Below are 22936 nucleotides of genomic sequence, written 5' to 3' on the forward strand. Positions count from 1 at the left end.
GTTGTACGCCCTCCTCAGCGCAGCTTGGGGTCGAGGGCGCTGCGGACCGCATCGCCGAGCATGATGAACGCCAGAACGGTGATCGACACCATGACCGACGGGATGATCAGGACGAACGCGGCGTTACGCAGCTGCTCCTGACCGGAGGAGATGTCGACACCCCACGAGACGGTCGGCTCGGCGAGCCCGATGCCCAGGAAGGAGAGCGTCGCCTCCGCCGAGATGTAGCCGCCGAGCGCGATGGTGGCGACCACGATCACCGGGGCGATGGCGTTCGGCAGGATGTGCCGGAGCAGGATCCGCGTGGTGGAGGCGCCGAGCGCCTTGGCCGCCATCACGTAGTCCGCCTGCTTGATGGTGATCACCGAGCCGCGGGCGACACGGGCGATCTGGGTCCAGCCGAGGAAGGCCAGGGCCGCGATGACCACCCAGAGGTGGCGCTCCTCGAAGGAGGTCAGGACGACCATCGCGCCGAGGATGAAGGGGACGCCGAAGAAGATGTCCGTGACGCGGGAGAGGATCGTGTCCAGCCAGCCGCCGAAGTAGCCGGCGAGCATGCCGACGGCCGTGCCCAGGATGGTGACGAGCAGGGTGACGACGACGGCGACGGCGATCGAGGCGCGGGCACCGTAGATGACGCGCGCGTAGATCGACCGGCCCTGGATGTCGTAGCCGAACCAGTCCTCGCTGAAGAAGCTTCCCCAGTTCGGCTTCTGGAGGTAGTGCTTGGCGAGGTCCGCGTGGCGCGGGTCGGCGCTGGTGAACAGGCCGGGGAAGAGCGCCATCGTCAGCAGGACGACGATCAGCACGGAGGAGACCACGAAGATCGGGTTGCGACGCAGGTCGTGCCAGGCGTCCGACCAGAGGCTGCGCGGCTTCTCCCGCTTGTCGGCCGGCGCGGCGGCGGCCGCCTCGGTCGAGGTCTGCTCGGTGACGGCTTCCTTGAGTGCCTCAGGCATAACGGATCCTCGGGTCCAGGACCGCGTAGAGCAGGTCGACGAGCAGGCTGGTGACGAGGTAGACGACCACGATCAGGGTCACGATGCCCACGACGGTGGAGCCTTCACGCGTCTTCAGCGCGGAGAAGACGTTGTAGCCGACACCCTGGACGTTGAAGATGCCCTCGGTGACGACGGCGCCGCCCATCAGGGCGCCGATGTCGGTGCCGAGGAAGGTGACGACGGGGATCATGGAGTTGCGCATCAGGTGGACACCGATGATGCGGCGGCGCGGCAGGCCCTTGGCCACCGCGGTGCGCATGTAGTCGGAGCGCAGGTTCTCCGCGATCGAGGTACGGGTGAGCCGGGCGACGTACGCCAACGACAAGGAGCCCAGGACGATGGCCGGCAGGACGAGTTCGCCCCATTCGGCCAGGGCGCTCACGTTGGGGTCGACCCAGCCGAGCTGGTGGGCGAAGAAGTACTGCGCGAGAAAACCGAGCACGAACGAGGGCACGGAGATCAGGAGCAGCGTCAGGACCAGCAGACCGCGGTCCCGGAGCGAGTCGGCCTTCAGCCCGGCGAGGACACCGAGGGAGATACCGACGAGCGCGGTGAAGGTGAAGGCGAACAGGGTGAGTCGGATCGTGATCGGGAACGCGTCCGAAATGATCTCGGCGACGGGTCGCCCGCTGGCGATCTGCGTGCCGAAGTCGCCCTGCAGCAGGTTGACGAGATAGGTCCCGTACTGGACCAGCAGCGGCTGGTCGAGCCCGAGTTCCTTCTTCATCGCCGCGATCTGCGCCGGGTCGACGGTCTGCTCTCCGGCGAGCGCGCGCACGGGATCGCCGGGCAGCGCGTACATCATGGAGAAGACCAGCAAGGTTGATCCGATGAAGACCGGGATCATCTGGAGCAGTCGCCGCGCGACATAACGCCCCATGTTTGCCTCCGATATGAATACCTACAGCCCCGGGGGCCGCTTCCTGGATGCGGGAAGCGGCCCCGGGGGCCTACCGCCAGTTGCGGTGGCGGGGTGACGGCCGAGTGGGGGTGGGCCCGTAGGGCTCGTTACTTCTTGACGGTGACTTCGTAGACGTTGAAGTCACCGTGGAAGTCGACGGTCACGTTCTCGACAGCGTCGGAGTGACCACCGTTGATCTTGTACTCCCACAGCGGGATCGCCGGCATCTTGGTGAGGACGAGCTTCTCGGCCTCCTGGTAGAGCTTGATCGACTCTTCCAGGGACTTCGCGTTGTCGCCCTTCTTGAACGCCGCGTCGACCTCGGGGTCCGAGAAGCGACCGTTGTTCGCCTCGGCCGTGGTGCCGTAGAGCTCACGCATGAAGTTGACGTTCACCGGGTAGTCGGCGACCCAGCCACCGCGGTACATCGCCTTCACCTGGTTGTTGTCGCGCGCCTCCAGGTCGGTCTGGAAGTCCGGCTTCGCGTCCGGGATGCACTCGACGCCCGTGGAGTTGCGGATCGACTCGCAGACCGCGGTGATCCACTCCTTGTGGCCGCCGTCGGCGTTGTACTGGATCCAGATCTTGTTGTCCGGAACGCCGCCGCCCTCGGTGACGAGCTGCTTGGCCTTGGCCGGGTTGAACTTGAAGACGTCGCTGCCGAGGTCCTGCTTACCGGCGACACCCTGCGGGATGAAGCTGGTGGCCGGCTGGCGGGTGCCGTTGAGCACGGTCTTCGTGATCGTGTCCCGGTCGATCGCCATCGACAGACCCTGGAGGACCTTCGGGTTGATGCCCTTGAAGGTCTTCGAGTAGAAGGTCGGGACGAGGCTCTGGATGGCCGCGTACGGCTGCTCGATCGCGCGGTCGCCGAGGTCCTGCTTGTACTTCGGCAGGTCCTTCGGGCCGACCTGGCGGATCATGTCCAGGTTGCCGGAGAGGAGGTCCTGGTACGCGGCCTCGACGGTCGCGTAGTTCTTGAAGAGGACACCCTTGTTCTTGGCCTTGTTCGGGCCGAGGTAGTCAGGGTTGGCCTTGACCTGGATGAGCTTCTTGTGGTCCCACTTCTCGAAGATGTAGGGACCGTTGCCGATCGGCTTCTGGCCGAACGCCTTGGTGTCCTTGTAGAAGACCTCGGGCAGCGGGGCCCAGGTCGTGTAGCCGAGCTTGTACTCGAAGTACGGGACCGGCTTGGAGAGCTCGATGGTGAAGGTCGTGTCGTCGACGACCTTCAGGCCCGACATCTCCTTCTTGGTCGGGGCACCCTTCTCCGGGTGGACGTCGGCGTAGCCGGCGATGTCCTCGAACCAGAAGGCGTTCTGCTGCTTGTTCTCGATGTTGGCGTACCAGTTCCACGCCTTGACGTAGGACGTCGACGTGACGGGGGTGCCGTCGTGGAACTTCCAGCCGGGCTTGAGCTTGACCGTCCAGGTCTTCGAGTCGGTCGTCTTGATCGACTCGGCGTTCGTGTAGACGATCTTGCCCTGGGCGTCGAAGTCCAGCAGCTGCGTGAAGACAGACTGGATGACGTAGCTACCGAGCGACTCATTGGTGTCGGCCGGGATCAGCGGCTTCTGGGGCTCACCGACGTCGATCGAGACATAGCCCTCGGGCTTGCCCTTCTCCTTCGAGGCGTTGTCACTGCCACTGCCGCCGCCACAGGCGGTCGCTGCCAGGGCCACGATGGTCGCGCCCACTACCCACTTGGCGCTCTTGGCACCGCGCATGGGTTCCTCCTCATGAGTCCACTTGTCACTACAAGAAGGGCACTTCCGAGTACGCCGACACCCCTGACGGCGTTGTACTCATGTGCCCCGAGTGTGCTCGTGAGTCGGCACTCCCCACAGTGCGTGACCCATTGACCCGAGCTCAATGGAGCCAACTATTAAGTACGCCAGGGCTGTAAACCACACTTAAGTGGTCTCGGTTTGACAACATCACCGGGGGTCATGAGACCGAAATCCGGACAAAGCGATCACAGACAGACACCCGCGAAACGGACCGTTAACACACGTTCCGGAGAGCGACGGCCGATATCCGGACACCCCGCCCATGAAATGGATTTGACGAAAGGCCCGGACCCCCACAGTGACTGCGGGGGCCCGGGCCTTGTGTCTGAGTCGGCGTCAGCCGACGTGTCAGCCGTTCTTGGCGCGGGACGCGGTGCGGCCGCGCTCCTTCTGGTCCAGGACGACCTTACGGATGCGCACGGCCTCCGGGGTGACCTCGACGCACTCGTCGTCGCGGCAGAACTCCAGCGACTGCTCCAGGGAGAGCTTGCGCGGCGGCACGATCGCCTCGAAGGAGTCGGCCGAGGAGGAGCGCATGTTGGTGAGCTTCTTCTCCTTGGTGATGTTCACGTCCATGTCGTCGGAGCGCGAGTTCTCGCCGACGATCATGCCCTCGTACACCTCGGTGCCGGGCTCGGTGAACAGCACACCGCGCTCCTGCAGGTTGGTCATCGCGAAGGCGGTGACCGCGCCCGCGCGGTCGGCGACCAGGGAGCCGTTGTTACGCGTGGTCAGGGTGCCGAACCACGGCTCGTGGCCCTCGTGGATCGAGTGGGCGATGCCCGTGCCGCGGGTGTTGGTCAGGAACTCCGTACGGAAGCCGATGAGGCCACGGGAGGGAACGACGAACTCCATGCGGACCCAGCCGGAGCCGTGGTTCGACATGTTGTCCATACGGCCCTTGCGGATACCCATGAGCTGCGTGACCGCGCCCATGTGCTCCTCGGGCACGTCGACCGTCAGACGCTCGACGGGCTCGTGGATCTTGCCGTCGACCTCCTTGGTGACGACCTGCGGCTTGCCGATGGTGAGCTCGAAGCCCTCGCGGCGCATCTGCTCGACCAGGATGGCGAGCGCGAGCTCACCACGGCCCTGGACCTCCCAGGCGTCGGGACGCTCGGTGTCGAGGACGCGGAGCGAGACGTTGCCGACGAGCTCGCGGTCCAGGCGGTCCTTCACCTGGCGGGCGGTGACCTTGCGGTCCTTGACCGCGGCCTTGGCGTCCGCGCCCTTGCCGGTGCCACCGCGGCCGACGAGCGGCGAGGTGTTCGTACCGATGGTCATGGAGATGGCCGGCTGGTCGACCGTGATCAGCGGGAGCGCGATCGGGTTCTCCGGGTCCGCCAGGGTCTCGCCGATCATGATGTCGGGGATACCGGCGACGGCGCAGATGTCACCGGGGCCGGCGACCTCGGCGGGCTTGCGGGTGAGCGCCTCGGTCATCATCAGCTCGGTGATGCGGACGTTGGAGATCGAACCGTCCCGCTTGATCCACGCGACCGTCTGGCCCTTGCGCAGCTCGCCCTGCTCGACACGGAGCAGCGCGATACGGCCGAGGAAGTTGTCGGCGTCGAGGTTGGTGACGTGGGCCTGGAGCGGCGCCTCCTCGTCGTACACCGGGGCCGGGACGTGCTCGAGGATCGTGGAGAAGAACGGCTCCAGGTTGGTGGAGTCGGCCGGGACGGTGCCGTCCTCCGGCTTGGTCAGCGAGGCGACGCCGTCACGGCCGCAGGCGTAGACGATCGGGAACTCGATCTGGTCCTCGTCCGCGTCCAGGTCGAGGAACAGGTCGTAGGTCTCGTTGACGACCTCGTCGATCCGGGAGTCCGGACGGTCGGTCTTGTTGATGCAGAGGATGACGGGCAGGCGCTGCTGGAGGGCCTTGCGCAGCACGAACCGGGTCTGCGGCAGCGGACCCTCGGAAGCGTCGACGAGCAGGACGACCGCGTCGACCATCGACAGACCGCGCTCGACCTCACCACCGAAGTCGGCGTGGCCGGGGGTGTCGATGATGTTGATCGTGATCGGGGCCCCGCCGTCCTTGGGGTGATACTTCACCGCCGTGTTCTTGGCGAGGATCGTGATGCCCTTCTCACGCTCCAGGTCGTTCGAGTCCATCATGCGGTCGTCGAGCTGCTGGTGGGCGGCGAAGGCACCGGCCTGCTTGAGCATGGCGTCGACGATGGTCGTCTTGCCATGGTCGACGTGGGCGACGATGGCGACGTTACGGATGTCGTGGCGCGTGGGCATGGGTGCTTGCGCTTCTCTCGGATCGTGGGATGCGGCGTCAGTTCCTCTTACGCCCGCCGGGCGGACGCGCCACGGCTATGTCCCATGGTACGGGGCCGCCGCGCAAGGGGCTTCCCCGCCCGGATTCGAGAGGGTCTACTGAGGGGTTCGAGGCCTCGGTGCTGCCGTGTGGCGGCGAGGGGGGTGGGGGCACCGAGCGTGCGGAACGGGCCGGGTCAAGGGGCCGGACGCGATCCTGCCCGCCGGGGGCACCGGCGGGCAAGGAACTTGAGCGGACTCTGAGGTTGCGACCTGCGGTTTCGCCTGTTTCTCGGCTACTTGTTGCTGTTGCGTTCCGCGCCCTTCGCCGTCTCCGGCTTCTTGTAGCCGATGTCCTGGTAGCGCGGGGTGGCGAAGCCCCAGGCGCCGGCGTTCACCAGCTCGGGCTTGGCGGCCACCAGCTGCGGGCGCTGATAGAGGGGAATCGATCCGGCAGCGGCCCAGATCCGGGCGTCGGCCTGGCGGACCAGGTCGCGGGCCTCCTTCTCGTCGAGTGTGGCCACCGCCTGGTCGAACAGTTGATCGATACGGTCCGTTCCGACGCGGGCGTAGTTCTGCTCGACCAGGAGCGAGCCGTCCGAGGCCGGCTCGGGCTTGGCGAAGATCGGCCGCGCGTCGGTCGCCGGGAAGGCGGTCGCGGGCCAGGAGTAGAGGGCGAGGTCGTAGTCGCCGGCGGCGATGTGGTCCTTGAAGAAGCTCTCGTCGGCGACCTTGGTGATCTCCGTACGGATCCCCACCTCGTCGAGCATCCGGACGATCTTGTCGCCGACCGCGCGGAGCGACTCCGAGCCGGGGCCCGAGGGCAGGACGAAGCGGAGGCTGAGCGGCTTGCCGTCCTTGCCGAGGGCCTGGGTGGCGGCGGCCGGCACGGCGGGGGCGGCGGTGCCGCGCGGGGCGTAGGCACCGGCGACGCCCTTGTCGGGGCGGGCCGGGTTCTGGGCCTTGGCCTCGGTCCCGGCGTCCCGGCTCGTGCCGGTGTCGAGCAGGGCGGCCTGGCGCAGCAGGGCCACGTTCTGCAGGGCGGCGCCCGGGGCGGGAGCGAGGATGTTGGTGCCGTTCTCGGGGCCTCCGGCGCCGATCGCGGGCTCGCCCGCCTTGTCGTCGACGCGGGCGGCGGTGCCGCCCGGCTTGTCGTCGCCGACGATGTAGAGGCCCTCGTCGGAGGCGGCGTCGGCCTCGGGCTTCCCGGCCTTGTCGGACGACTTCTTGTCGGGGTCGACCTTCTTGTCGGGGTCGGCCTTCTTCTCGGCGTCGGTCTTCTTGTCGGCGCCGTCCTTCTCCTTCTCGGCGCCGTCCGCCTTCTCCGCGCCGTCCTTCTTCTTCTCGGCGTCCGTCTTCTCCTTGTCGGCCTCACTGCCGGCCTTCGTCCCCGCCGGCTTCTTCGCCGCGCCGCCCGGCACCCACCCGGCGTCCGCGAGCAGCGCCCGCGCCTCCTGGGTGTCCTGGTCGCCGAGGGCGTCGCTGCCGTCCGCGTACGCCGCCTGCCCTGCCAGGGCCAGGTGGCTGCCCGGCGGCCGGGCAGGCAGCCCCAGCGGCTTGAGGACGACCTCGGCCAGTTCCTGCCGGTCGAGCGTGCGGGCCACCGCCCGCCGTACCCGCTCGTCGGCGAGCGGACCGGACTCGCCGTTCAAGGAGAGCTGGGTGTACGCGGGCTCCAGCGACTTGCGGACCACGAACTTCGCGAGCGCCCGCTGCTCCGCCGCGTACCGCTCGATCGCCTTCTGGTTCTCCTCGCGGGCGGCCTGGACGATCTCCGCCTTCTCCTCGTCGGAGCCGTTCGCCAGCGCCCAGGACTTCAGGGCCGCCGACGGCGTGATCGCGGAGCCAGGGCCGTGGGGAAGGGCCTGTGCGCCGCTCTGGCCGGCGCGGGCGTCCCGTACCGCGAGCGCGATGCGGTCGGCGGCCGCCCGGTCGATCTCGGCCAGGTCGAGGTTGCCGTCGGCGAGCGCGGCGACGCGGTCCTCGCGCTCGACGGCCTTCAGGACGAGCTGGTCGAGCTTGGCAGCCTGGCCCCACCAGCGAGGGTTCCGCGCGAGGGTGACCGTGCCGGCCTTGCGGTCGGCGGTCTTGAGCAGGAACGGTCCTGCGGTGGACTTCAGGGTGGTCCGCGCGCCGTCGTTGAAGGCGTTCGGGGAGCCCATCACCTCCTTCGGGTAGAGGGGGGTGAAGAGGGACTGCCAGTCGGCGTACGGCTTGCCGAAGGTGACCCGCACCTCCAGGTCGTTCTTGCCGCGCTCGATCTTCTCGATCCGCTCGTAGCCGGAGTTGCGGGCGGTCCAGTAGGCGGTGTCCCGGCCGTTCAGGGCGCGCCACTGGGCCACGAAGTCGGGGGCGCCGATCTCGCGGCCGTCGGTCCAGACGGCCTGCTGGTTGAGCTTGTAGAGGACGACCTGCTTGGGCTCCGTCTCGACCACCTGCGCGGACTCCAGGTAGTCCGCGTTGCGCTGGGGCCTGCCGCGCTCGTCGAGGGTGTAGAGGGCGGGGAGGACGGCCCCGGTGATACGGGAGGTGGCGCCGTCGGCGTCGGCCTGGAAGGCGTTGAGCGTGGTGGGCATCGCGTCCACGGCCCAGTTCAGGGTGCCCCCGTCCTTCACCCGGTCCCGCGCGGCGGGCGCGTGGTCCGGGGCGGCGGCCGGAGCCTCGTCCGCTTCGTCGGCGGAGCTGCATCCGGCCAGGACCGAGATGGCCAGCACGGCGCTGGTGAGCGTGGCGACGGAGCGGAGCGTGCGGGAGCGGGGGCTCCTGGAGCATGTCCTCCCGCGAGGGGCGCCGACCTGGGACATGACTTGTACCCCTTCGTCCAGTTTTATGGCATTTGGCGATGATCACACCGATTGCTCATACACTGAAAAGCACGGATCGGATCCGGCCACGGCGACACGGCGGCAGGGCGGGGCAAACCCACCCGTGCGGCCCAACCGCCGGGCGGCGCCGCTCTCCGGACGAGTGGAATCCCGTACACATGGCTTCACAAGCGGGATGTGACGCGCGACACTCTCCCCTCATCGCGTGTTCGCCACCCGCATTCGCGGAAGTGAGGGCAATCCATGTCCCTTCAGGACGATTTGGCGGCCGTCAAGCGCTGCCTCGATGAGCTGGTCCGCACGGTCGGACAACTGGAACGCAGCATCGCGGCCGAGCGGAGCGGCGTGCCGACGGCGCCCCCGGGCCGCCCCGAGAACCTCGTGACCATCCCTGACACCCCGTACGACAGCGGGCTGTGGACGGACTCGGACGACGAGGGCCTGGGAGCACGCGACCGGCACGCGCCCTAGGAGATCCCGGACGATCCCGGACCGATCCCGGACCCAGGAGACCGATCTTGGCCACAGGAACCGAACCGCCGCCCACCGGAAGGGGGGTGCCCGCCACCGGCGTGCACTCCCCTTCCCGTGCGGCCATCGCACCGCGCCACCTCCGGACCGACCGGTGGTGGCTGGCGCCCGCCGTCACCGCCGCCGGGCTGCTCGCCTTCGTCGCGTACTCCACCTGGCGTGCCTTCGCCAACAGCGACTACTACGCGGCCCCCTACGTCTCGCCGTTCTACTCGCCCTGCCTGGCCGAGAACTGCGTCCCGATGAAGGACGGCCCCAACTGGGAGATCTTCGGCAGCTGGTGGGGCCTCTCCCCCGCCCTGCTGATCCTGATCTTCCCGCTCGGCTTCCGGCTGACCTGCTACTACTACCGCAAGGCGTACTACCGGGGCTTCTGGGCCTCTCCCCCGGCCTGCGCGGTCGCCGAACCGCACCGGACGTACACCGGCGAGACCCGCTTCCCGCTGATCCTGCAGAACATCCACCGGTACTTCTTCTACGCCGCGCTGCCGGTCGCCGCGATCCTCACGTACGACACCGTGCTGACCTTCCGGGACGCGTCCTACGCATGGGGCCACGCGGGCCTGGGGACCGTGATCTTCCTGGTCAACATCGTGCTGATCTGGGCGTACACCCTCTCCTGCCACTCCTGCCGGCACATCGTCGGCGGGCGGCTCAAGCACTTCTCCCGGCACCCGGTGCGCTACCGCATGTGGAGCCTGGTGGGCCGGCTGAACGCCCGTCACATGCTGCTCGCCTGGACGTCCTTGGTCTCGGTCGCGGTCTGCGACCTGTACGTGTACCTGCTCGCCACCGGCACCTTCGACGACCCGAGGATCTTCTGACATGACGCGAGTGGAGCGGCAGCAGTGGGACGTGGTCGTGGTCGGCGCGGGCGGCGCCGGGCTGCGGGCCGCCATCGAGGCGCGCGAGCGGGGCGCGCGGACGGCCGTCATCTGCAAGTCGCTGTTCGGCAAGGCCCACACGGTGATGGCCGAGGGCGGAATCGCCGCCTCCATGGCCAACGCCAACCCGCACGACACCTGGCAGATCCACTTCCGCGACACCATGCGCGGCGGGAAGTTCCTCAACCAGTGGCGGATGGCGGAGCTGCACGCGCAGGAGGCGCCCGACCGGGTCTGGGAACTGGAGACCTGGGGCGCCCTCTTCGACCGTACGCCGGACGGCCGGATCTCCCAGCGCAACTTCGGCGGTCACGAGTACCCGCGCCTCGCGCACGTCGGCGACCGGACCGGCCTGGAGCTGATCCGTACGCTCCAGCAGAAGACGGTCGCCCTCCAGCAGGAGGACTTCCAGGAGACCGGGGAGTACGAGTCCCGGCTGAAGGTCTTCCAGGAGTGCACGGTCACCCAGGTCCTGCGCGACGAGTCGGGGCGGGTCGCGGGGGTGTTCTGCTACGAGCGGGAGACCGGCCGCTTCTTCGTCCTGGAGGCGCCGGCCGTCGTCCTGGCGACCGGCGGGATCGGCAAGTCCTTCAAGGTGACGTCCAACTCCTGGGAGTACACGGGCGACGGGCACGCGCTCGCGCTGCTCGCGGGAGCGCCGCTGGTGAACATGGAGTTCGTGCAGTTCCATCCGACCGGCATGGTCTGGCCGCCGTCGGTGAAGGGGATCCTGGTCACCGAGTCGGTGCGCGGGGACGGCGGGGTGCTGCGCAACTCCGAGGGCAAGCGGTTCATGTTCGACTACGTGCCCGACGTCTTCAAGGAGAAGTACGCGCAGACGGAGGAGGAGGGCGACCGCTGGTACGAGGACCCGGACAACAACCGGCGCCCGCCCGAGCTGCTGCCGCGCGACGAGGTGGCACGGGCCATCAACTCCGAGGTGAAGGCGGGGCGCGGCTCGCCGCACGGCGGAGTGTTCCTCGACGTGTCGACCCGGATGCCGGCCGAGGTGATCAAGCGGCGGCTGCCGTCGATGTACCACCAGTTCAAGGAGCTGGCGGACGTCGACATCACGGCGGAGGCGATGGAGGTCGGGCCGACCTGTCACTACGTGATGGGCGGTGTCGCGGTCGATTCGGACACGGCGGCCACGGTCGGCGTCCCGGGGCTCTTCGCGGCCGGTGAGGTCGCGGGCGGCATGCACGGGTCCAACCGGCTGGGTGGCAACTCGCTCTCCGACCTGCTCGTCTTCGGGCGGCGGGCGGGGTGGCACGCGGCGGAGTACGCGGCGTCCGCCCCACGCGCGGCGGTCACGGAGGCGGGGGTCGAGGCGGCCGCCGCCGAGGCGCTGGCACCGTTCGGCGCGGCGGAGGAACCGTCCGCCGAGAACCCGTACACCCTCCATCAGGAGCTCCAGCAGACCATGAACGACCTCGTCGGGATCATCCGGCGGGAGGGCGAGATGGCCGAGGCCCTGGAGCGGATCGCCGAGCTGCGCGTACGGGCCCGGCGGGCCGGGGTCGAGGGGCACCGGCAGTTCAACCCGGGCTGGCACCTGGCGCTCGACCTGCGGAACATGCTCCTGGTGAGCGAGTGCGTGGCCCGTGCGGCGCTGGAGCGGACCGAGAGCCGGGGCGGGCACACCCGGGAGGACTACCCGTCGATGGAGCGGGAGTGGCGAGCGGTGAACCTGCTCTGCCACCCCTCGGACGACGGCATCACGCTCGAACGGACCCGGACGGAACCCATCCGCGCGGACCTGCTCGCCCTGTTCGAGAAGGAGGAGCTGGTCAAGTACCTCGCCGAGGAGGAGCTGTACGAGTGAGTACCTATGACGCGCACTTCAGGGTGTGGCGGGGCGACACCGACGGCGGTGACCTGACGGACTTCACGGTCGAGGTGAACGACGGCGAGGTGGTGCTCGACATCATCCACCGGCTGCAGGCCACCCAGGCCCCGGACCTCGCCGTGCGGTGGAACTGCAAGGCGGGCAAGTGCGGTTCGTGCTCCGCCGAGATCAACGGCCGGCCCCGGCTGCTGTGCATGACGCGGATGTCGACCTTCGACCGGGCGGAGACGCTCACGATCACCCCGCTGCGGGCCTTCCCGGTGGTGCGCGACCTGGTGACGGACGTGTCCTTCAACTACGCGAAGGCGCGGGAGATCCCGGCCTTCGTGCCGCCCGAGGGCGTGGCTGCGGGCGAGTACCGGATGCGGCAGATGGATGTGGAGCGGTCCCAGGAGTTCCGCAAGTGCATCGAGTGCTTCCTCTGCCAGGACACCTGTCATGTGGTGCGCGACCACGAGGAGAACAAGACGGCGTTCGCCGGGCCGCGCTTCCTGATGCGGGTCGCCGAGCTGGACATGCACCCGCTGGACGCGGCGGCCGAGACCGGCCTCGACCGTAAGCGGACGGCGCAGGAGGAGCACGGGCTCGGCTACTGCAACATCACGAAGTGCTGCACGGAGGTGTGCCCGGAGAACATCCAGATCACCGACAACGCTCTGATCCCGATGAAGGAGCGGGTCGTGGACCGCTCGTACGACCCCCTGGTCTGGCTGGGCAACAAGATCCGGCGACGGGGGGCGTAGGGCGCGGGCAGTCGGTGGCCGCGCCCGGGGCCGTGCCCCCGTCCGTGGCCGAGGCCGCGCACCCGTCCGCGTCCGTCGCCGATGCCGCGCCCGCGCGCCTGCCCGTGACCGTTCAGTGCCAGTCGCGGCGGTAGGCGGTCCAGTCCTCCTCCTTCGCGGCGAAGTCGACGTAGAGCGCGACCCCGAACCGCTCGCGGTCGTGGTCCGTGCGGCCCAGGCCCAGCCGGGTGCCGCGGATCGCGGCCGCGACGGTCTCGGCCGAATCGTGGTGGCCGATGTCGTCCTCGTGGAAGAACGGCAGGCCCATGAGCAGGTCGGTGGTCTCGGGCGTGACCTCCAGGGCGAGGCTCGTCTGCTGGGCGACGTACCCGCCGTACATCCCCTCCAGCGGCATCCAGGTGTCGTACGACATCACGGCTATCTGGTCCACGCGGCGGGCGACCTGGCCGAAGAACTCCTGCGACCACCACTTCTCGCTGCCGCTGACCGCGCCGTTCACCGAGTGCAGGGCGGGCAGGGGGTCGATCTGGTGGGCGGCGACGGAGAGCGGGGCCTTGCGGGCCCGGGTCAGCTCGCCGAGGTCGTCGAGGAGGGACAGGTAGTTCGCGTCGTCCGAGAGGAGGGGCTCCAGGTCGAAGTGGACCCCGTCGAAGCCGGCGTCCAGGATCTGCCGGGCGGAGCCCACGACGGCGGCCCTCGAGCCCGCGTCCTCAAGGCGCAGCCCGTCGGGGCCCTCGGTGGCCAGGATGTCCCCGAGCCAGGCGTGCACCCGTATCCCGGGCATCGTGCGGTGGACGGCGTCGATCAGCCACTTCGCCCGGGGGTAGCGGGCGGCGGGCAGGGTGCCGTCGTGCTCCAGGGGGCCCGCGTGCACGTACAGGTCCCGTATCCCCGTCCCCTTGATCCGGGCGGCGAAGGCGGTGAGATCGGCGTCCTTCTTCCGGCCGTCCACCCAGGCGTGGCCCAGCCAGATCGCGTCCTTGCCGCGGCTGAGCGTGCCGGAGCGGAGGTCCCCGGTGTAGTTCAGCCGGAGGGCGAGCGCGGCACCGGTGGGCGGCACGATCAGCAGCAGGGCGAGCACCAGCGCGACCCATCGGCCCCGCCGCCACCAGAGACGTACACGCTCGCTCATCCGAACCCCCAGATCCGTACCGCTGTGATCACCACCGTAGCGGCGGCTACCGACAGTGACGTCAGCCTGTGGAGAATGGTTTCCGCCGGGGTCGCGAACCGGCAGATCGGGACATAACCTCCCCATGTGACGCGAACAGCCACCCGAGCCCTTCTCGCGATGTTGGTGGCGGCGTGGTGGCTGGTCGTGCCGGCCGTTCACGGCGCCCGGGCCGACGACCCCGTCGTGCTCTCCCGGGACGGGCAGATCACCGACAAGGTGGGTGCGCTCGGTGACCGCCGGGCCCCGGTCACCCAGGCCCTCGACCAGCTCTACGACGACCGGCGGGTGCAGCTCTTCGTCGTGTACGTACGGGACTTCTCCGGGCGCTCGGCCCAGAGCTGGGCCGACGCCACCGCCACCCGTAACGGCCTCGGTGTCGACGACCTCCTGCTCGCGGTGGCCACGCACGACCGTCAGTACGGCTACTCGGCCGACCCCGACTCCCGGTTCACCTCGGCACAGCTCGACGATGTCGCGCGGACCGCGATCGAGCCCGCGCTACGGCAGAACGACTGGGCGGGCGCCGCGATCGGCGCGGCCAACGGCTACGGCGCCGTCCTCGCCGGACAGCCCGTGCCCACGCCCACCCTCACCCCCGGGCCCGCCGACCCCGGCGGCGCCGCGGACGAGGGCACGTCGGCGACCGACCTCGTCCTCCCCGTCGTCCTCGTCGGCGGGGCCGGTGCCGTCGCGGCGTACGCCTGGACCCGCCGCAGGCGCGGGACCGGCGCGGGCCGTGCGCCGAAGCCGCAGGCAGGGCCGGGCTGGGGCGCCCCGAAGGAGCCCGCGCAGCCGCCGCTGAACGAGCTGGACGCGCAGGCACGCCGGACGCTGGTCGACACCGACGACGCCGTCCGCACGAGCCAGGAGGAACTCGGCTTCGCGACGGCCCAGTTCGGCGAGGAGGCGGCCCGCCCGTTCACCGAAGCGGTGGCGTTCGCCAAGGAGGAGCTGACGGCCGCGTTCCGGCTGCGGCAGAAGCTCGACGACGCCTTCCCCGAGGACGACGCGACCCGCCGCTCGATGCTGGACGAGATCGTCCGGCGCTGCGGGGATGCGAACGCCCGGCTCGACGCCGAGTCGGAGGACTTCGACCGGCTCCGCGCCCTGGAGCGCAACGCCCCCGAGGCGCTCGCCCACGCCGAGGCCGCGTTCCGCGAGCAGAGCGGCCGGGTCGTGACGGCGGAGGCGGCGCTCACCGCGATGCGGGAGCGGTACGCCGAGTCGGCCGCCTCGCCGGTGGCCGGCGACCCCGAACAGGCCAAGGACCGGCTGGTGTTCGCGACCACCCATCTGAACCAGGCCCGGCAGGCCGTCGGCTCCGGCGACCAGGGCGTCGCGGCGGTCCACATTCGGGCGGCCGAGGGGGCCGTCGACCAGGCGGCCCGGCTGACCGAGGCCGTGGACCGGCGGGCGAAGGAGCTGGCCGAGGCCGTGGGCAAGCTGCCGACCGCGCTCTCCGAGACCGAGGCGGACCTCGCCGACGCACGCGGCCTGCTCCAGGGCACGGCCGAGGGCGTCTCCACCGCCGACCTCCAGGGCCGTATCGCCCGGGCGGAGTCCGTCGTCGCCGACGTACGCCGGACGGTCGACGCGGGCCGCTACGACCCGCTCGACGCGCTGCGGCGGGTCGAGGAGGCCGATGCGGCGCTCGACGAGGCGCTGGCCGGCGCGCGGGAGCGCGAGTCGGACACGCGGCGCGCCCGCGCGCTCCTCGATCAGGTGATGCTGACGGCCCGTTCCGCGATCGGGGCGGCCACCGACTACATCACGACGCACCGGGGCGCCGTGGGCAGCGAGGCCCGGACCCGACTGACCGAGGCGCAGCGACGGCTGGAGAAGGCCCGGGCCCTCGCGGCCGCCGACGACCCGCGGTCCGCGCTCGCCGAGGCCCAGCAGGCCGACGCGCTGGCCGGGCGCGCGCAGGAACTCGCCGAGCAGGACGTCCGTACGTACGGGAACCCGAACGGCCTGGGCGGTGCGACAGGGGTGGGAGGGGGCGGCGGCGGGCTCGGCGGTGCGGTGCTCGGCGGCATCATCCTCGGCGGACTGTTCGGCGGTGGAAGGGGAGGCGGCGGCCATGGCGGGGGGTTCGGTGGCGGTTTCGGCGGGGGCGGGTTCGGCGGGGGACCCGGCAGTTTCGGTGGTGGAGGAACGCGCGGCCGGCTGGGCGGCGGCGGCCGTTTCTGACCTTTTCAGTCCCCTCGTGCGCAAGGAGAAGGACCATGAGCAAGCAGACCATCCTCGGCCGTGTCACCCAGCTGGCGAAGGCCAACATCAACGCGCTCCTTGACCAGGCCGAGGACCCGCAGAAGATGCTGGACCAGCTGATCCGCGACTTCAGCAACAACATCGCGGAGGCCGAGCAGGCGGTCGCGACGACGATCGGCAATCTGCGGCTGATGGAGCAGGATCACCAGGAGGACGTGGGCGCGGCGAAGGAGTGGGGCGAGAAGGCCCTGGCGGCGAGCCGGAAGGCGGACGAGCTGCGTGCCGCCGGGCAGACGGCGGAGGCGGACCGGTTCGACCAGCTGGCGAAGGTGGCGCTTGGGCGCCAGCTCCAGTCGGAGAAGGAGGCCCGGACGGCCGAGCCGACGATCGCGGCGCAGACCGAGGTGGTGGAGAAGCTCAAGAGCGGACTGGACCAGATGAGGACCAAGCTGGGCGAGCTCCAGTCGAAGCGGGACGAGCTGGTGGCCCGCGCCAGGACCGCGCAGGCGCAGAACACGATGATGGACGCCGTGAAGAACATCGACGTCCTGGACCCCACGAGCGAGCTGAACCGCTTCGAGGACAAGGTGCGGCGCGAGGAGGCGAAGGCGATGGGCAAGCAGGAGCTGGCCGCCTCCTCGCTGGACGCCCAGTTCGAGCAGTTGGACGCGCTCGGCGACACCGCGGAGATCGAGGCGCGGCTCGCCGCGCTCAAGAAGTAGCTCCCGGCCCGCCGCCCGGGCTCGTCTGCGGGCACGGAGGCTCTTCGACCGCGCCCGCGGGAGGATCCGGGGCTGGTCAGAACATGCTCAGGAGCTGCTCCACCGTGGGCTCCGCGGCTCCGTCGCCGTCCGGCAGGGGCAGTTCGAACCAGACGGTCTTGCCCCGGGGGGTGCGGCGCGATCCCCAGGCGGCGCTGAGGAGTCCGACCAGTTGCAGTCCGCGCCCGCCCTCGTCGGTGTCCCGTGCGCGGCGGCGTCTCGGCTGGACGAGCCCGGCGTCCCAGACCTCGCACACGAGGGTGCGGTCGCGCAGCATCCGGAGCCTGATCTCACCCTCGCCGTAGCGCAGGGCGTTGGTGACCAGTTCGCTGACGAGCAGTTCGACGGTGTCCACGAGCGCGTCGAGGTCCCAGGCGGTGAGCTGGGCGCGGGCCAGTTCGCGGGCCCGGCCGACCGAGCGGGGCTCTCTGGGCAGCCGCCAGTCCCCCACCGCCTCGGACGGGAGTCCCTGGATACGGGCCATCAGCAGGGCGATGTCGTCCTCGCCGTGCCCGGTGTCGAGGGTGGTCAGCACGCGGTCGCAGACGTCCTCGAGGGGCAGGACGGTGTCCGTGAGCGCGCCCCGGAAGGCGGTGAGTCCCTCGTCGAGGGGATGGTCGCGGGACTCGACGAGGCCGTCGGTGTAGAGAGCGAGCAGAGCGCCTTCGGGCAGCTCGACCTCGACCTCCTCGAAGGGCTCGCCGCCGACGCCGAGCGGCATCCCGGGGGGTACGTCGAGCAGCAGGGCCTTCTCACCCGGTTCGACGAGGACGGGGGGAAGGTGGCCCGCGTTGGCGAAGGTGCAGCGCCGGGTGACCGGGTCGTAGACGGCGTAGACGCAGGTGGCGAGGTAGACCTCGGAGAGTTCCGGGCCCCGGGCCTTGTGGGCGCGGGCGCTCTGCTGGGCGCCCGCCGGTGCGCCGAGGCCGCGGGCGATCTCGTCGAGGTGGGAGAGGACCTCGGCGGGTTCGAGGTCGAGCTGGGCCAGGGTGCGGACCGCGGTGCGCAGTTCGCCCATGGCGACGGCGGCGCGCAGGCCGCGGCCCATGACGTCGCCGATGACCAGGGCGGTGCGGTGGCCGGGGAGTTCGATGACGTCGAACCAGTCGCCGCCGACCTCGGTGGCGGTGGTGCCGGGGAGGTAGCGGCAGGCGATGTCGAGACCGGCGGCCTCGGGGTCCCCGGGCGGGAGCAGGCTGCGCTGCAGGATGAGGGCCCGCTCGTGTTCGCGGCGGTAGAGGCGGGCGTTGTCGATGCAGACCGCCGCGCGGGCCGCCAGTTCGACGGCGAGGGCCCGGTCCCGCTCGCCGAAGGGCTCGCTGCCCTTGGTCCGGGAGAACTGGACGAGGCCGACGACGGTGTCGTGGGCGACCATCGGGACCACGAGGGTGGACTGGACGAGACTGCCGTCGCCTCCGGGCACGGCCTGTACGCGGCCGGTGCGGAGCGCTCCGGCGCAGGGCGAGTTGAACGGGTAGCGGTGGACGGAGCCGACCTCGACGGGGCCGGTGCCGCAACAGCCGCCGCTCGTGTCGGGGTCGCCGGTGGCCTCGGGGGTCCGCAGCGGGGTGTCGGAGACGGCGCTGGCGAAGGCGACCCGGCGCAGTTCGGCGCTGCCCGCCCCGTAGCCGACGTCGTGGGAGCTCCCCCAGCGTCCGGGCGGGGCCTCGTCCCCGGTCAGCAGGCCCTGGTAGAGGTCGACGGAGGCGAGGTCGCAGAAGCCGGGGACGGCCACGTCGAGCAGTTCGCGGGCGGTGGCCTCCAGGTCGAGGGAGTTGCCGATGCGGGATCCTGCCTCGTTGAGCAGGGCGAGGTTGCGGCGGGCGCTGGCCGCCTCGCGGGCCGCGTTGTGGCGGCGGGTCACGTCGATGCCCAGACCGGCGACGCCGACGGGCCGGCCGGAGCCGCTGTGCACGCGGTAGAGGTTGATCGACCAGTGGCGCCGGTCGGTGGAGCCGGGCGGGGCCCCGACGATCTGGAGTTCGGTGACGGACTCGCCGGTCTCCAGGACCCGCTGGAGTGCGGCGGTCATCCGGTCGGCCTCGGGCCGCGTGAGGTAGTCGTGGACGGTGCGGCCCCGGTGGTCGTCGGCCGAGCCGCCGAAGACTCGGGCGAAGCGCTGGTTGGCCCGTTTCACCGTGAGGTCGGTGCCGAAGAGAAGAAAACCGAAGGGGGATTGGCCGAAAATAGCCTGCGAAGCGGCGAGGTCGGTCTCGATGTGCCGGAGCGCCCGCACGTCCACGACGATGCAGAGCGCGGCCCGCTCCCCGGTCGGTGTCTGGCTCGGCATGACGTACATCTCGGCGATTCCGTCGCGCCGGTTCTGCCCGGGTATCCGGAACGGGACGAGGCCCGTCCACTCCTTGCCGTCGAGGATCTCGGTGACCCGGCGACGACCACGCTCTCGCAGGTCGGCGGGCATGAAGGCCTCGACCGGGTCCTTGCCGATGGCCTCGTCGGCAGGCACGCCGAAGAGGTCGACGGCCCGCCTGCTCCACTGGTCGACGAGCCCGTCGGGCCCTATCGAGAAGGAGGCGACCCGGATGTAGTCATAGATCGAGCCGGGCGGGCTGCTCTGCCACACGACGCCGCTCGCCGACTCAGGTATCTCGCTCACGCGACCGTCCCCTCCAGCTCACCGCACCGGACCGGCCATGCCCGCAGTATTCAGCACTACGGCCCCCGACGGCACGACGTTCACGATCACAGGGTGGTCTCGTTCATTTCCGGCCGAGACGCTGGTGATCGTTGTCCCTTCCCTCTCTTAACCCGGCAGGGCCAGCTCGAACCACACTGTCTTGCCCGATCTGCCCTTGCGGATGCCCCACCGCCGTGCGGAACGGGCCACGAGCTGGAGTCCGCGGCCGCCCTCGTCGTCGGGGCCGGCGGCGCGTTCGGTGGGTGCATCCGGAAGGGGATCGGAGACTTCCACGAGCAGGGCGGGGCGGTGCGGGGTGTCGTCCGCGCCGGGCTGGAGGTGGACGAGCCGGACGCCGATCGGGCCGGAGGCGTAGCGCAGGGAGTTGGTCACCAGCTCGCTCACCAGCAGGACGGTCACGTCACCGACCGTCGAGTCGATCCGCCAGCTCCGGAGCGTGTCGCGCACCGCGTGACGCGCCGTGCGCACGGCATTGGCCTCCGCCGGGAAATTCCACTCGACGCAGTCGCCTTCGGTGTCGATCACGCCCGCTCACTTCCCCAGCCCATCACCAGAAGGGACGCCCACGTCCTTTTTCGGGGGGTTAATCAGCACATACCCGATATTCGGTGCGGGCTATCGCGGCGAGGCGCCCAGGGGGTGCACGGTGGCACGAACGGCGTAGAGCCTCAGCCGTGCGCTCCGTCAGTGGCGCCGGACGAGGCGTAGAGCCTCAGCCGTGCGCTCCGTCGGTGGCGCCGGACGGCCAGCGCAGGCCGGCCTCGGCGACGGCGGGGCGGTCCTGGTCGAGCCAGTCGACCGAATCCAGCTCATGGCGGGCGAGCCAACGCAGCTCGTCGTGGTCCTCCAGCGGGCGGGGATCGCCGGAGAGCAGCCGGGCGGTCCACACCTGGAGGACGTATCCGGGCTTCAACGGCCACTCGCCGGGGATGCGCTCGCCGGGCTCGGTCTCCACGCCGAGTTCCTCGCGCAACTCGCGGACCAGGGCTTCCTCGGGGCTCTCGCCCGGCTCCAGTTTGCCGCCCGGCAGTTCCCAGCGGCCCGCGAGCTCGGCGGGGGCGCTGCGGCGCGCGGCCAGCAGGCGCCCCCGGTCGTACAGGGCTCCGGCGACCACGACCACGTGGTCGGCCACGTGGTCGGACGTGCTCTCTGTCATGGGCCGGAGCGTAACCCGCGCGGGTCAAGCGCGGGGTGGCGCGGGTCAGAGCGCGGGCTGGCCGATGCGTTCCACCCAGTAGAGCTGCTTGTGCCCCCGGTCGTCGAGGCTGTCGGCCACCTTCTGCGCCTCGTCCTGCGTCGCGTACCGCCCGACCCGATAGCGGTTGCCGTTGTCGTCCTGCCGTATGACCAGCCAGGGCAGGACAGGGCCGCTGTCGGTCATCGGGAATCTCCCTCCGCCGATCCGGACGTCTCCGTGGATCTCCTTGAAATGGCAATCCGCATATGCCCGACCTTACGCCTGACATTTACACAGCGGATACGGGTTTTCACAAAGAGGTACGGATCCGGCCGGGAACCGACGAAGGGAGGCCGAAGATCAGGCCTTGGGGGCGGTCTGCGGGACGGTCGGCATCGGCATCAGGACCGGACCGGCGGCCGCCGGCTCCTTGCGGCAGACGTCGCCGCAGTCGGCGTCGAGCGAGCAGCACAGGGAGCAGATCGGCCCGTTCCGCACGGGGCAGTCGGCGATGTCGGGCAGCTCGTACGCCGTCTCGCAGACGGCGCAGGTGTGAGTGGCCGTCACGTCCGCCACGTCCACTCCGGGGCCGTTCACCGGATTCGGGCGGGCCAGGTAGTAGCGGCCTTGGGTCGCCCAGGCGATCAGGGGGCAGAGGACCAGTGCGAGACCGGCGGCGATGAAGGTGGAGAAGGCCTCCGCGTACGGGCCGAAGAGACCGAAGAAGGCGAGGATCGAGACGGTCGAGGCGATCACCATGGCGCCGAAGCCGGCCGGGTTCACGGAGTAGAGGTAGGCCCGCTTGAACTCGATGTACGGCGGGCTCCAGCCGGCCCGCTTGTTGATGACGAGGTCCGCGGCGACCGCGGCGATCCAGGCGATGCCGACGTTGGAGTAGAAGCCGAGGAGCTTGCCCAGGGCCGCGAACATGTTCATCTCCATCAGCGTCAGCGCGATGGCGAGGTTGAGGAAGATGTACCAGACCCGGCCGGGGTGCCGGTGGGTGACGCGGGAGAAGAAGTTCGACCAGGACAGCGAGCCACTGTAGGCGTTGGTCACGTTGATCTTGATCTGCGAGACGATCACGAAGACGGCCGCGGCGGGCAGGGCGAAGGTGCCGAGCCAGGGCTTGAGCGCCTCGACCTGCGGGGCGATCGGCTCCAGGGCGTGGGTCTTGCCGACGGCTTCCAGGGCGACGAAGGCGAGGAAGGCGCCGCCGAGCTGCTTGGCCGCGCCGATGACGACCCAGCCGGGTCCGGCGGCGAGCACGGCGAGGTTCCAGCGCCGCTTGTTGGCCTCGGTCTTCGCGGGCATGAAGCGCAGATAGTCTGCCTGTTCCCCGATCTGGGCGATGAGGGAGAGCGCGACGCCCGTGCCGAGGCCGAAGCCGATCCACGAGAAGCCCGAGCCCGCGCCCTCCGTACCGCCGAAGGAGCCGAAGGCGCCCCAGGCGTCGGGGGCCTCGAAGGCGAGCACGACGAAGGGGAGCACCATGCCGACGATCCAGATCGGCTGGGTCCAGGCCTGCACCTTGGCGAGGGCGCCCATGCCGCGGAAGACGATCGGGATCACGATGAGGGTGGTGACCAGATAGCCGATCTCGACCGGCAGCCCGACGGCCTGGTGCATGGCCTGGGCCATGATCGAGCCTTCGAGCGCGAAGAAGATGAAGGTGAAGGAGGCATAGATGAGCGAGGTGAGGGTGGAGCCGAAGTAGCCGAAGCCCGCGCCCCGGGTCACCAGGTCCATGTCCAGGCCGTACGTCGCGCAGGCCCTGGCGATGGGGATGCCGGTGAGGAAGATGATCGCCGCGGCGGTGAGGATCGAGGCGAGGCCGCTGGTGAAGCCGTAGGTGAAGACGATCGAGGCGCCGATGGCGAAGTCGGCGAGATAGGCGATGCCGCCGAGCGCCGTACCCGCCACCATCGAGGGGGACCAACGCCGGAAGGAGTGCGGCGCGTAGCGGAGCGAGTAGTCCTCGCGGCTCTCGTCGGCGGCGAGCTTGGCGTAACTGCGGCGGGGCGGCGGGGCGGCCGCCGGGGACTCGGCCGGGGTCACCGTGTCCGTCATGAGGTCTCCTGTCGTCCGACCGGATCGCGGGTACGGACGAGGAAGGTAGGAGCGGGGCGTGACGGCGGGGGTCAGCACGCGGTTGCCTCGCG

General features: G+C 70.2%; 17 protein-coding genes. 6 read left to right on the top strand and 11 right to left on the bottom strand.

What is annotated here, in order from left to right; all coding sequences use genetic code 11:
- Positions 1-14: 14 nt before the first annotated feature.
- From ACWF79_RS08515 to ACWF79_RS08535, 5 genes are all read right to left on the bottom strand, one after another.
- Positions 15-959 carry an ABC transporter permease gene (locus tag ACWF79_RS08515; protein WP_453727288.1) on the bottom strand — a complete coding sequence of 315 codons (945 nt, stop codon included), beginning with the start codon at positions 957-959 and terminating at the stop codon, positions 15-17.
- Positions 952-1881 carry an ABC transporter permease gene (locus ACWF79_RS08520; RefSeq protein WP_453727289.1) on the bottom strand — a complete coding sequence of 310 codons (930 nt, stop codon included), beginning with the start codon at positions 1879-1881 and terminating at the stop codon, positions 952-954. The genes ACWF79_RS08515 and ACWF79_RS08520 overlap by 8 nt, the downstream gene beginning before the upstream one ends.
- A 128-nt stretch (positions 1882-2009) precedes the next feature.
- A complete protein-coding gene (locus ACWF79_RS08525; protein WP_453727290.1) occupies positions 2010-3629 on the bottom strand; it encodes a peptide ABC transporter substrate-binding protein in 1620 nt (539 codons plus the stop codon).
- Positions 3630-4040: 411 nt separating this feature from the next.
- Positions 4041-5942: a translational GTPase TypA gene (gene typA, locus ACWF79_RS08530; protein WP_453727291.1), complete on the bottom strand. Its 1902-nt coding sequence runs from the start codon at positions 5940-5942 to the stop codon at positions 4041-4043.
- A 314-nt stretch (positions 5943-6256) separates the two neighbouring features.
- A complete protein-coding gene (locus tag ACWF79_RS08535) occupies positions 6257-8764 on the bottom strand; it encodes an ABC transporter substrate-binding protein (RefSeq protein ID WP_453727292.1) in 2508 nt (835 codons plus the stop codon).
- Between the two features lie 264 nt (positions 8765-9028).
- On the opposite strand from ACWF79_RS08535, the gene ACWF79_RS08540 reads away from it, so the two are divergent.
- From ACWF79_RS08540 to ACWF79_RS08555, 4 genes are read left to right on the top strand one after another with little or no spacing between them, the layout of a single operon-like run.
- Complete coding sequence (locus tag ACWF79_RS08540) at positions 9029-9256, top strand: hypothetical protein (protein WP_453727293.1); 228 nt, start codon at positions 9029-9031, stop codon at positions 9254-9256.
- A gap of 47 nt (positions 9257-9303) precedes the next feature.
- On the top strand, positions 9304-10140 hold the full coding sequence (locus ACWF79_RS08545; protein WP_453727294.1) for a hypothetical protein: 837 nt from the start codon (positions 9304-9306) through the stop codon (positions 10138-10140).
- A gap of 1 nt (position 10141) precedes the next feature.
- On the top strand, positions 10142-12025 hold the full coding sequence (locus ACWF79_RS08550) for a fumarate reductase/succinate dehydrogenase flavoprotein subunit (protein WP_453727295.1): 1884 nt from the start codon (positions 10142-10144) through the stop codon (positions 12023-12025).
- A complete protein-coding gene (locus tag ACWF79_RS08555) occupies positions 12022-12792 on the top strand; it encodes a succinate dehydrogenase/fumarate reductase iron-sulfur subunit (RefSeq protein ID WP_453727296.1) in 771 nt (256 codons plus the stop codon). Before ACWF79_RS08550 ends, ACWF79_RS08555 begins: the two co-directional genes overlap by 4 nt.
- Positions 12793-12904: 112 nt before the next feature.
- On the opposite strand, the gene ACWF79_RS08560 is transcribed toward ACWF79_RS08555, so the two are convergent.
- Positions 12905-13924 carry a hypothetical protein gene (locus ACWF79_RS08560; protein ID WP_453727297.1) on the bottom strand — a complete coding sequence of 340 codons (1020 nt, stop codon included), beginning with the start codon at positions 13922-13924 and terminating at the stop codon, positions 12905-12907.
- A gap of 159 nt (positions 13925-14083) precedes the next feature.
- Between ACWF79_RS08560 and ACWF79_RS08565 the strand changes: the two genes are divergently transcribed.
- Together ACWF79_RS08565 and ACWF79_RS08570 are read left to right on the top strand one after the other, a co-directional pair.
- Complete coding sequence (locus tag ACWF79_RS08565) at positions 14084-16156, top strand: TPM domain-containing protein (protein ID WP_453727459.1); 2073 nt, start codon at positions 14084-14086, stop codon at positions 16154-16156.
- Between the two features lie 35 nt (positions 16157-16191).
- The gene (locus ACWF79_RS08570; RefSeq protein ID WP_453727298.1) at positions 16192-16899 is read left to right on the top strand and encodes a PspA/IM30 family protein; all 708 of its coding nucleotides are present in this window, start codon (positions 16192-16194) and stop codon (positions 16897-16899) included.
- Between the two features lie 76 nt (positions 16900-16975).
- On the opposite strand, the gene ACWF79_RS08575 is transcribed toward ACWF79_RS08570, so the two are convergent.
- The 5 genes from ACWF79_RS08575 to ACWF79_RS08595 form a co-directional block, all read right to left on the bottom strand.
- Entirely contained in the window at positions 16976-19555 is a 2580-nt protein-coding gene (locus ACWF79_RS08575; RefSeq protein WP_453727299.1) for a SpoIIE family protein phosphatase, read from the bottom strand.
- Positions 19556-19702: 147 nt separating this feature from the next.
- Entirely contained in the window at positions 19703-20122 is a 420-nt protein-coding gene (locus ACWF79_RS08580; RefSeq protein WP_453727300.1) for an ATP-binding protein, read from the bottom strand.
- A gap of 187 nt (positions 20123-20309) precedes the next feature.
- Positions 20310-20753, bottom strand: a complete 444-nt coding sequence (locus tag ACWF79_RS08585; protein WP_453727301.1) for a (deoxy)nucleoside triphosphate pyrophosphohydrolase — start codon at positions 20751-20753, stop codon at positions 20310-20312.
- Positions 20754-20798: 45 nt separating this feature from the next.
- Positions 20799-20978 (bottom strand): SPOR domain-containing protein, encoded by a 180-nt coding sequence (locus ACWF79_RS08590; protein ID WP_453727302.1) that lies wholly within the window; start codon positions 20976-20978, stop codon positions 20799-20801.
- A gap of 156 nt (positions 20979-21134) precedes the next feature.
- On the bottom strand, positions 21135-22844 hold the full coding sequence (locus ACWF79_RS08595; protein WP_453727303.1) for a purine-cytosine permease family protein: 1710 nt from the start codon (positions 22842-22844) through the stop codon (positions 21135-21137).
- Positions 22845-22936 lie beyond the last annotated feature (92 nt).

The sequence above is a fragment of the Streptomyces sp. NPDC054975 genome, from assembly GCF_053609105.1.

What these genes read in the sequence shown, in the direction of transcription:
- ACWF79_RS08515 (WP_453727288.1), bottom strand. Translation starts at nt 959, where the DNA reads ATGCCTGAGGCACTCAAGGAAGCCGTCACCGAGCAGACCTCGACCGAG.
- ACWF79_RS08520 (WP_453727289.1), bottom strand. Translation starts at nt 1,881, where the DNA reads ATGGGGCGTTATGTCGCGCGGCGACTGCTCCAGATGATCCCGGTCTTC.
- ACWF79_RS08525 (WP_453727290.1), bottom strand. Translation starts at nt 3,629, where the DNA reads ATGCGCGGTGCCAAGAGCGCCAAGTGGGTAGTGGGCGCGACCATCGTG.
- typA (WP_453727291.1), bottom strand. Translation starts at nt 5,942, where the DNA reads ATGCCCACGCGCCACGACATCCGTAACGTCGCCATCGTCGCCCACGTC.
- ACWF79_RS08535 (WP_453727292.1), bottom strand. Translation starts at nt 8,764, where the DNA reads ATGTCCCAGGTCGGCGCCCCTCGCGGGAGGACATGCTCCAGGAGCCCC.
- ACWF79_RS08540 (WP_453727293.1), top strand. Translation starts at nt 9,029, where the DNA reads ATGTCCCTTCAGGACGATTTGGCGGCCGTCAAGCGCTGCCTCGATGAG.
- ACWF79_RS08550 (WP_453727295.1), top strand. Translation starts at nt 10,142, where the DNA reads ATGACGCGAGTGGAGCGGCAGCAGTGGGACGTGGTCGTGGTCGGCGCG.
- ACWF79_RS08560 (WP_453727297.1), bottom strand. Translation starts at nt 13,924, where the DNA reads ATGAGCGAGCGTGTACGTCTCTGGTGGCGGCGGGGCCGATGGGTCGCG.
- ACWF79_RS08565 (WP_453727459.1), top strand. Translation starts at nt 14,084, where the DNA reads ATGTTGGTGGCGGCGTGGTGGCTGGTCGTGCCGGCCGTTCACGGCGCC.
- ACWF79_RS08570 (WP_453727298.1), top strand. Translation starts at nt 16,192, where the DNA reads ATGAGCAAGCAGACCATCCTCGGCCGTGTCACCCAGCTGGCGAAGGCC.
- ACWF79_RS08585 (WP_453727301.1), bottom strand. Translation starts at nt 20,753, where the DNA reads ATGACAGAGAGCACGTCCGACCACGTGGCCGACCACGTGGTCGTGGTC.
- ACWF79_RS08590 (WP_453727302.1), bottom strand. Translation starts at nt 20,978, where the DNA reads ATGACCGACAGCGGCCCTGTCCTGCCCTGGCTGGTCATACGGCAGGAC.
- ACWF79_RS08595 (WP_453727303.1), bottom strand. Translation starts at nt 22,844, where the DNA reads ATGACGGACACGGTGACCCCGGCCGAGTCCCCGGCGGCCGCCCCGCCG.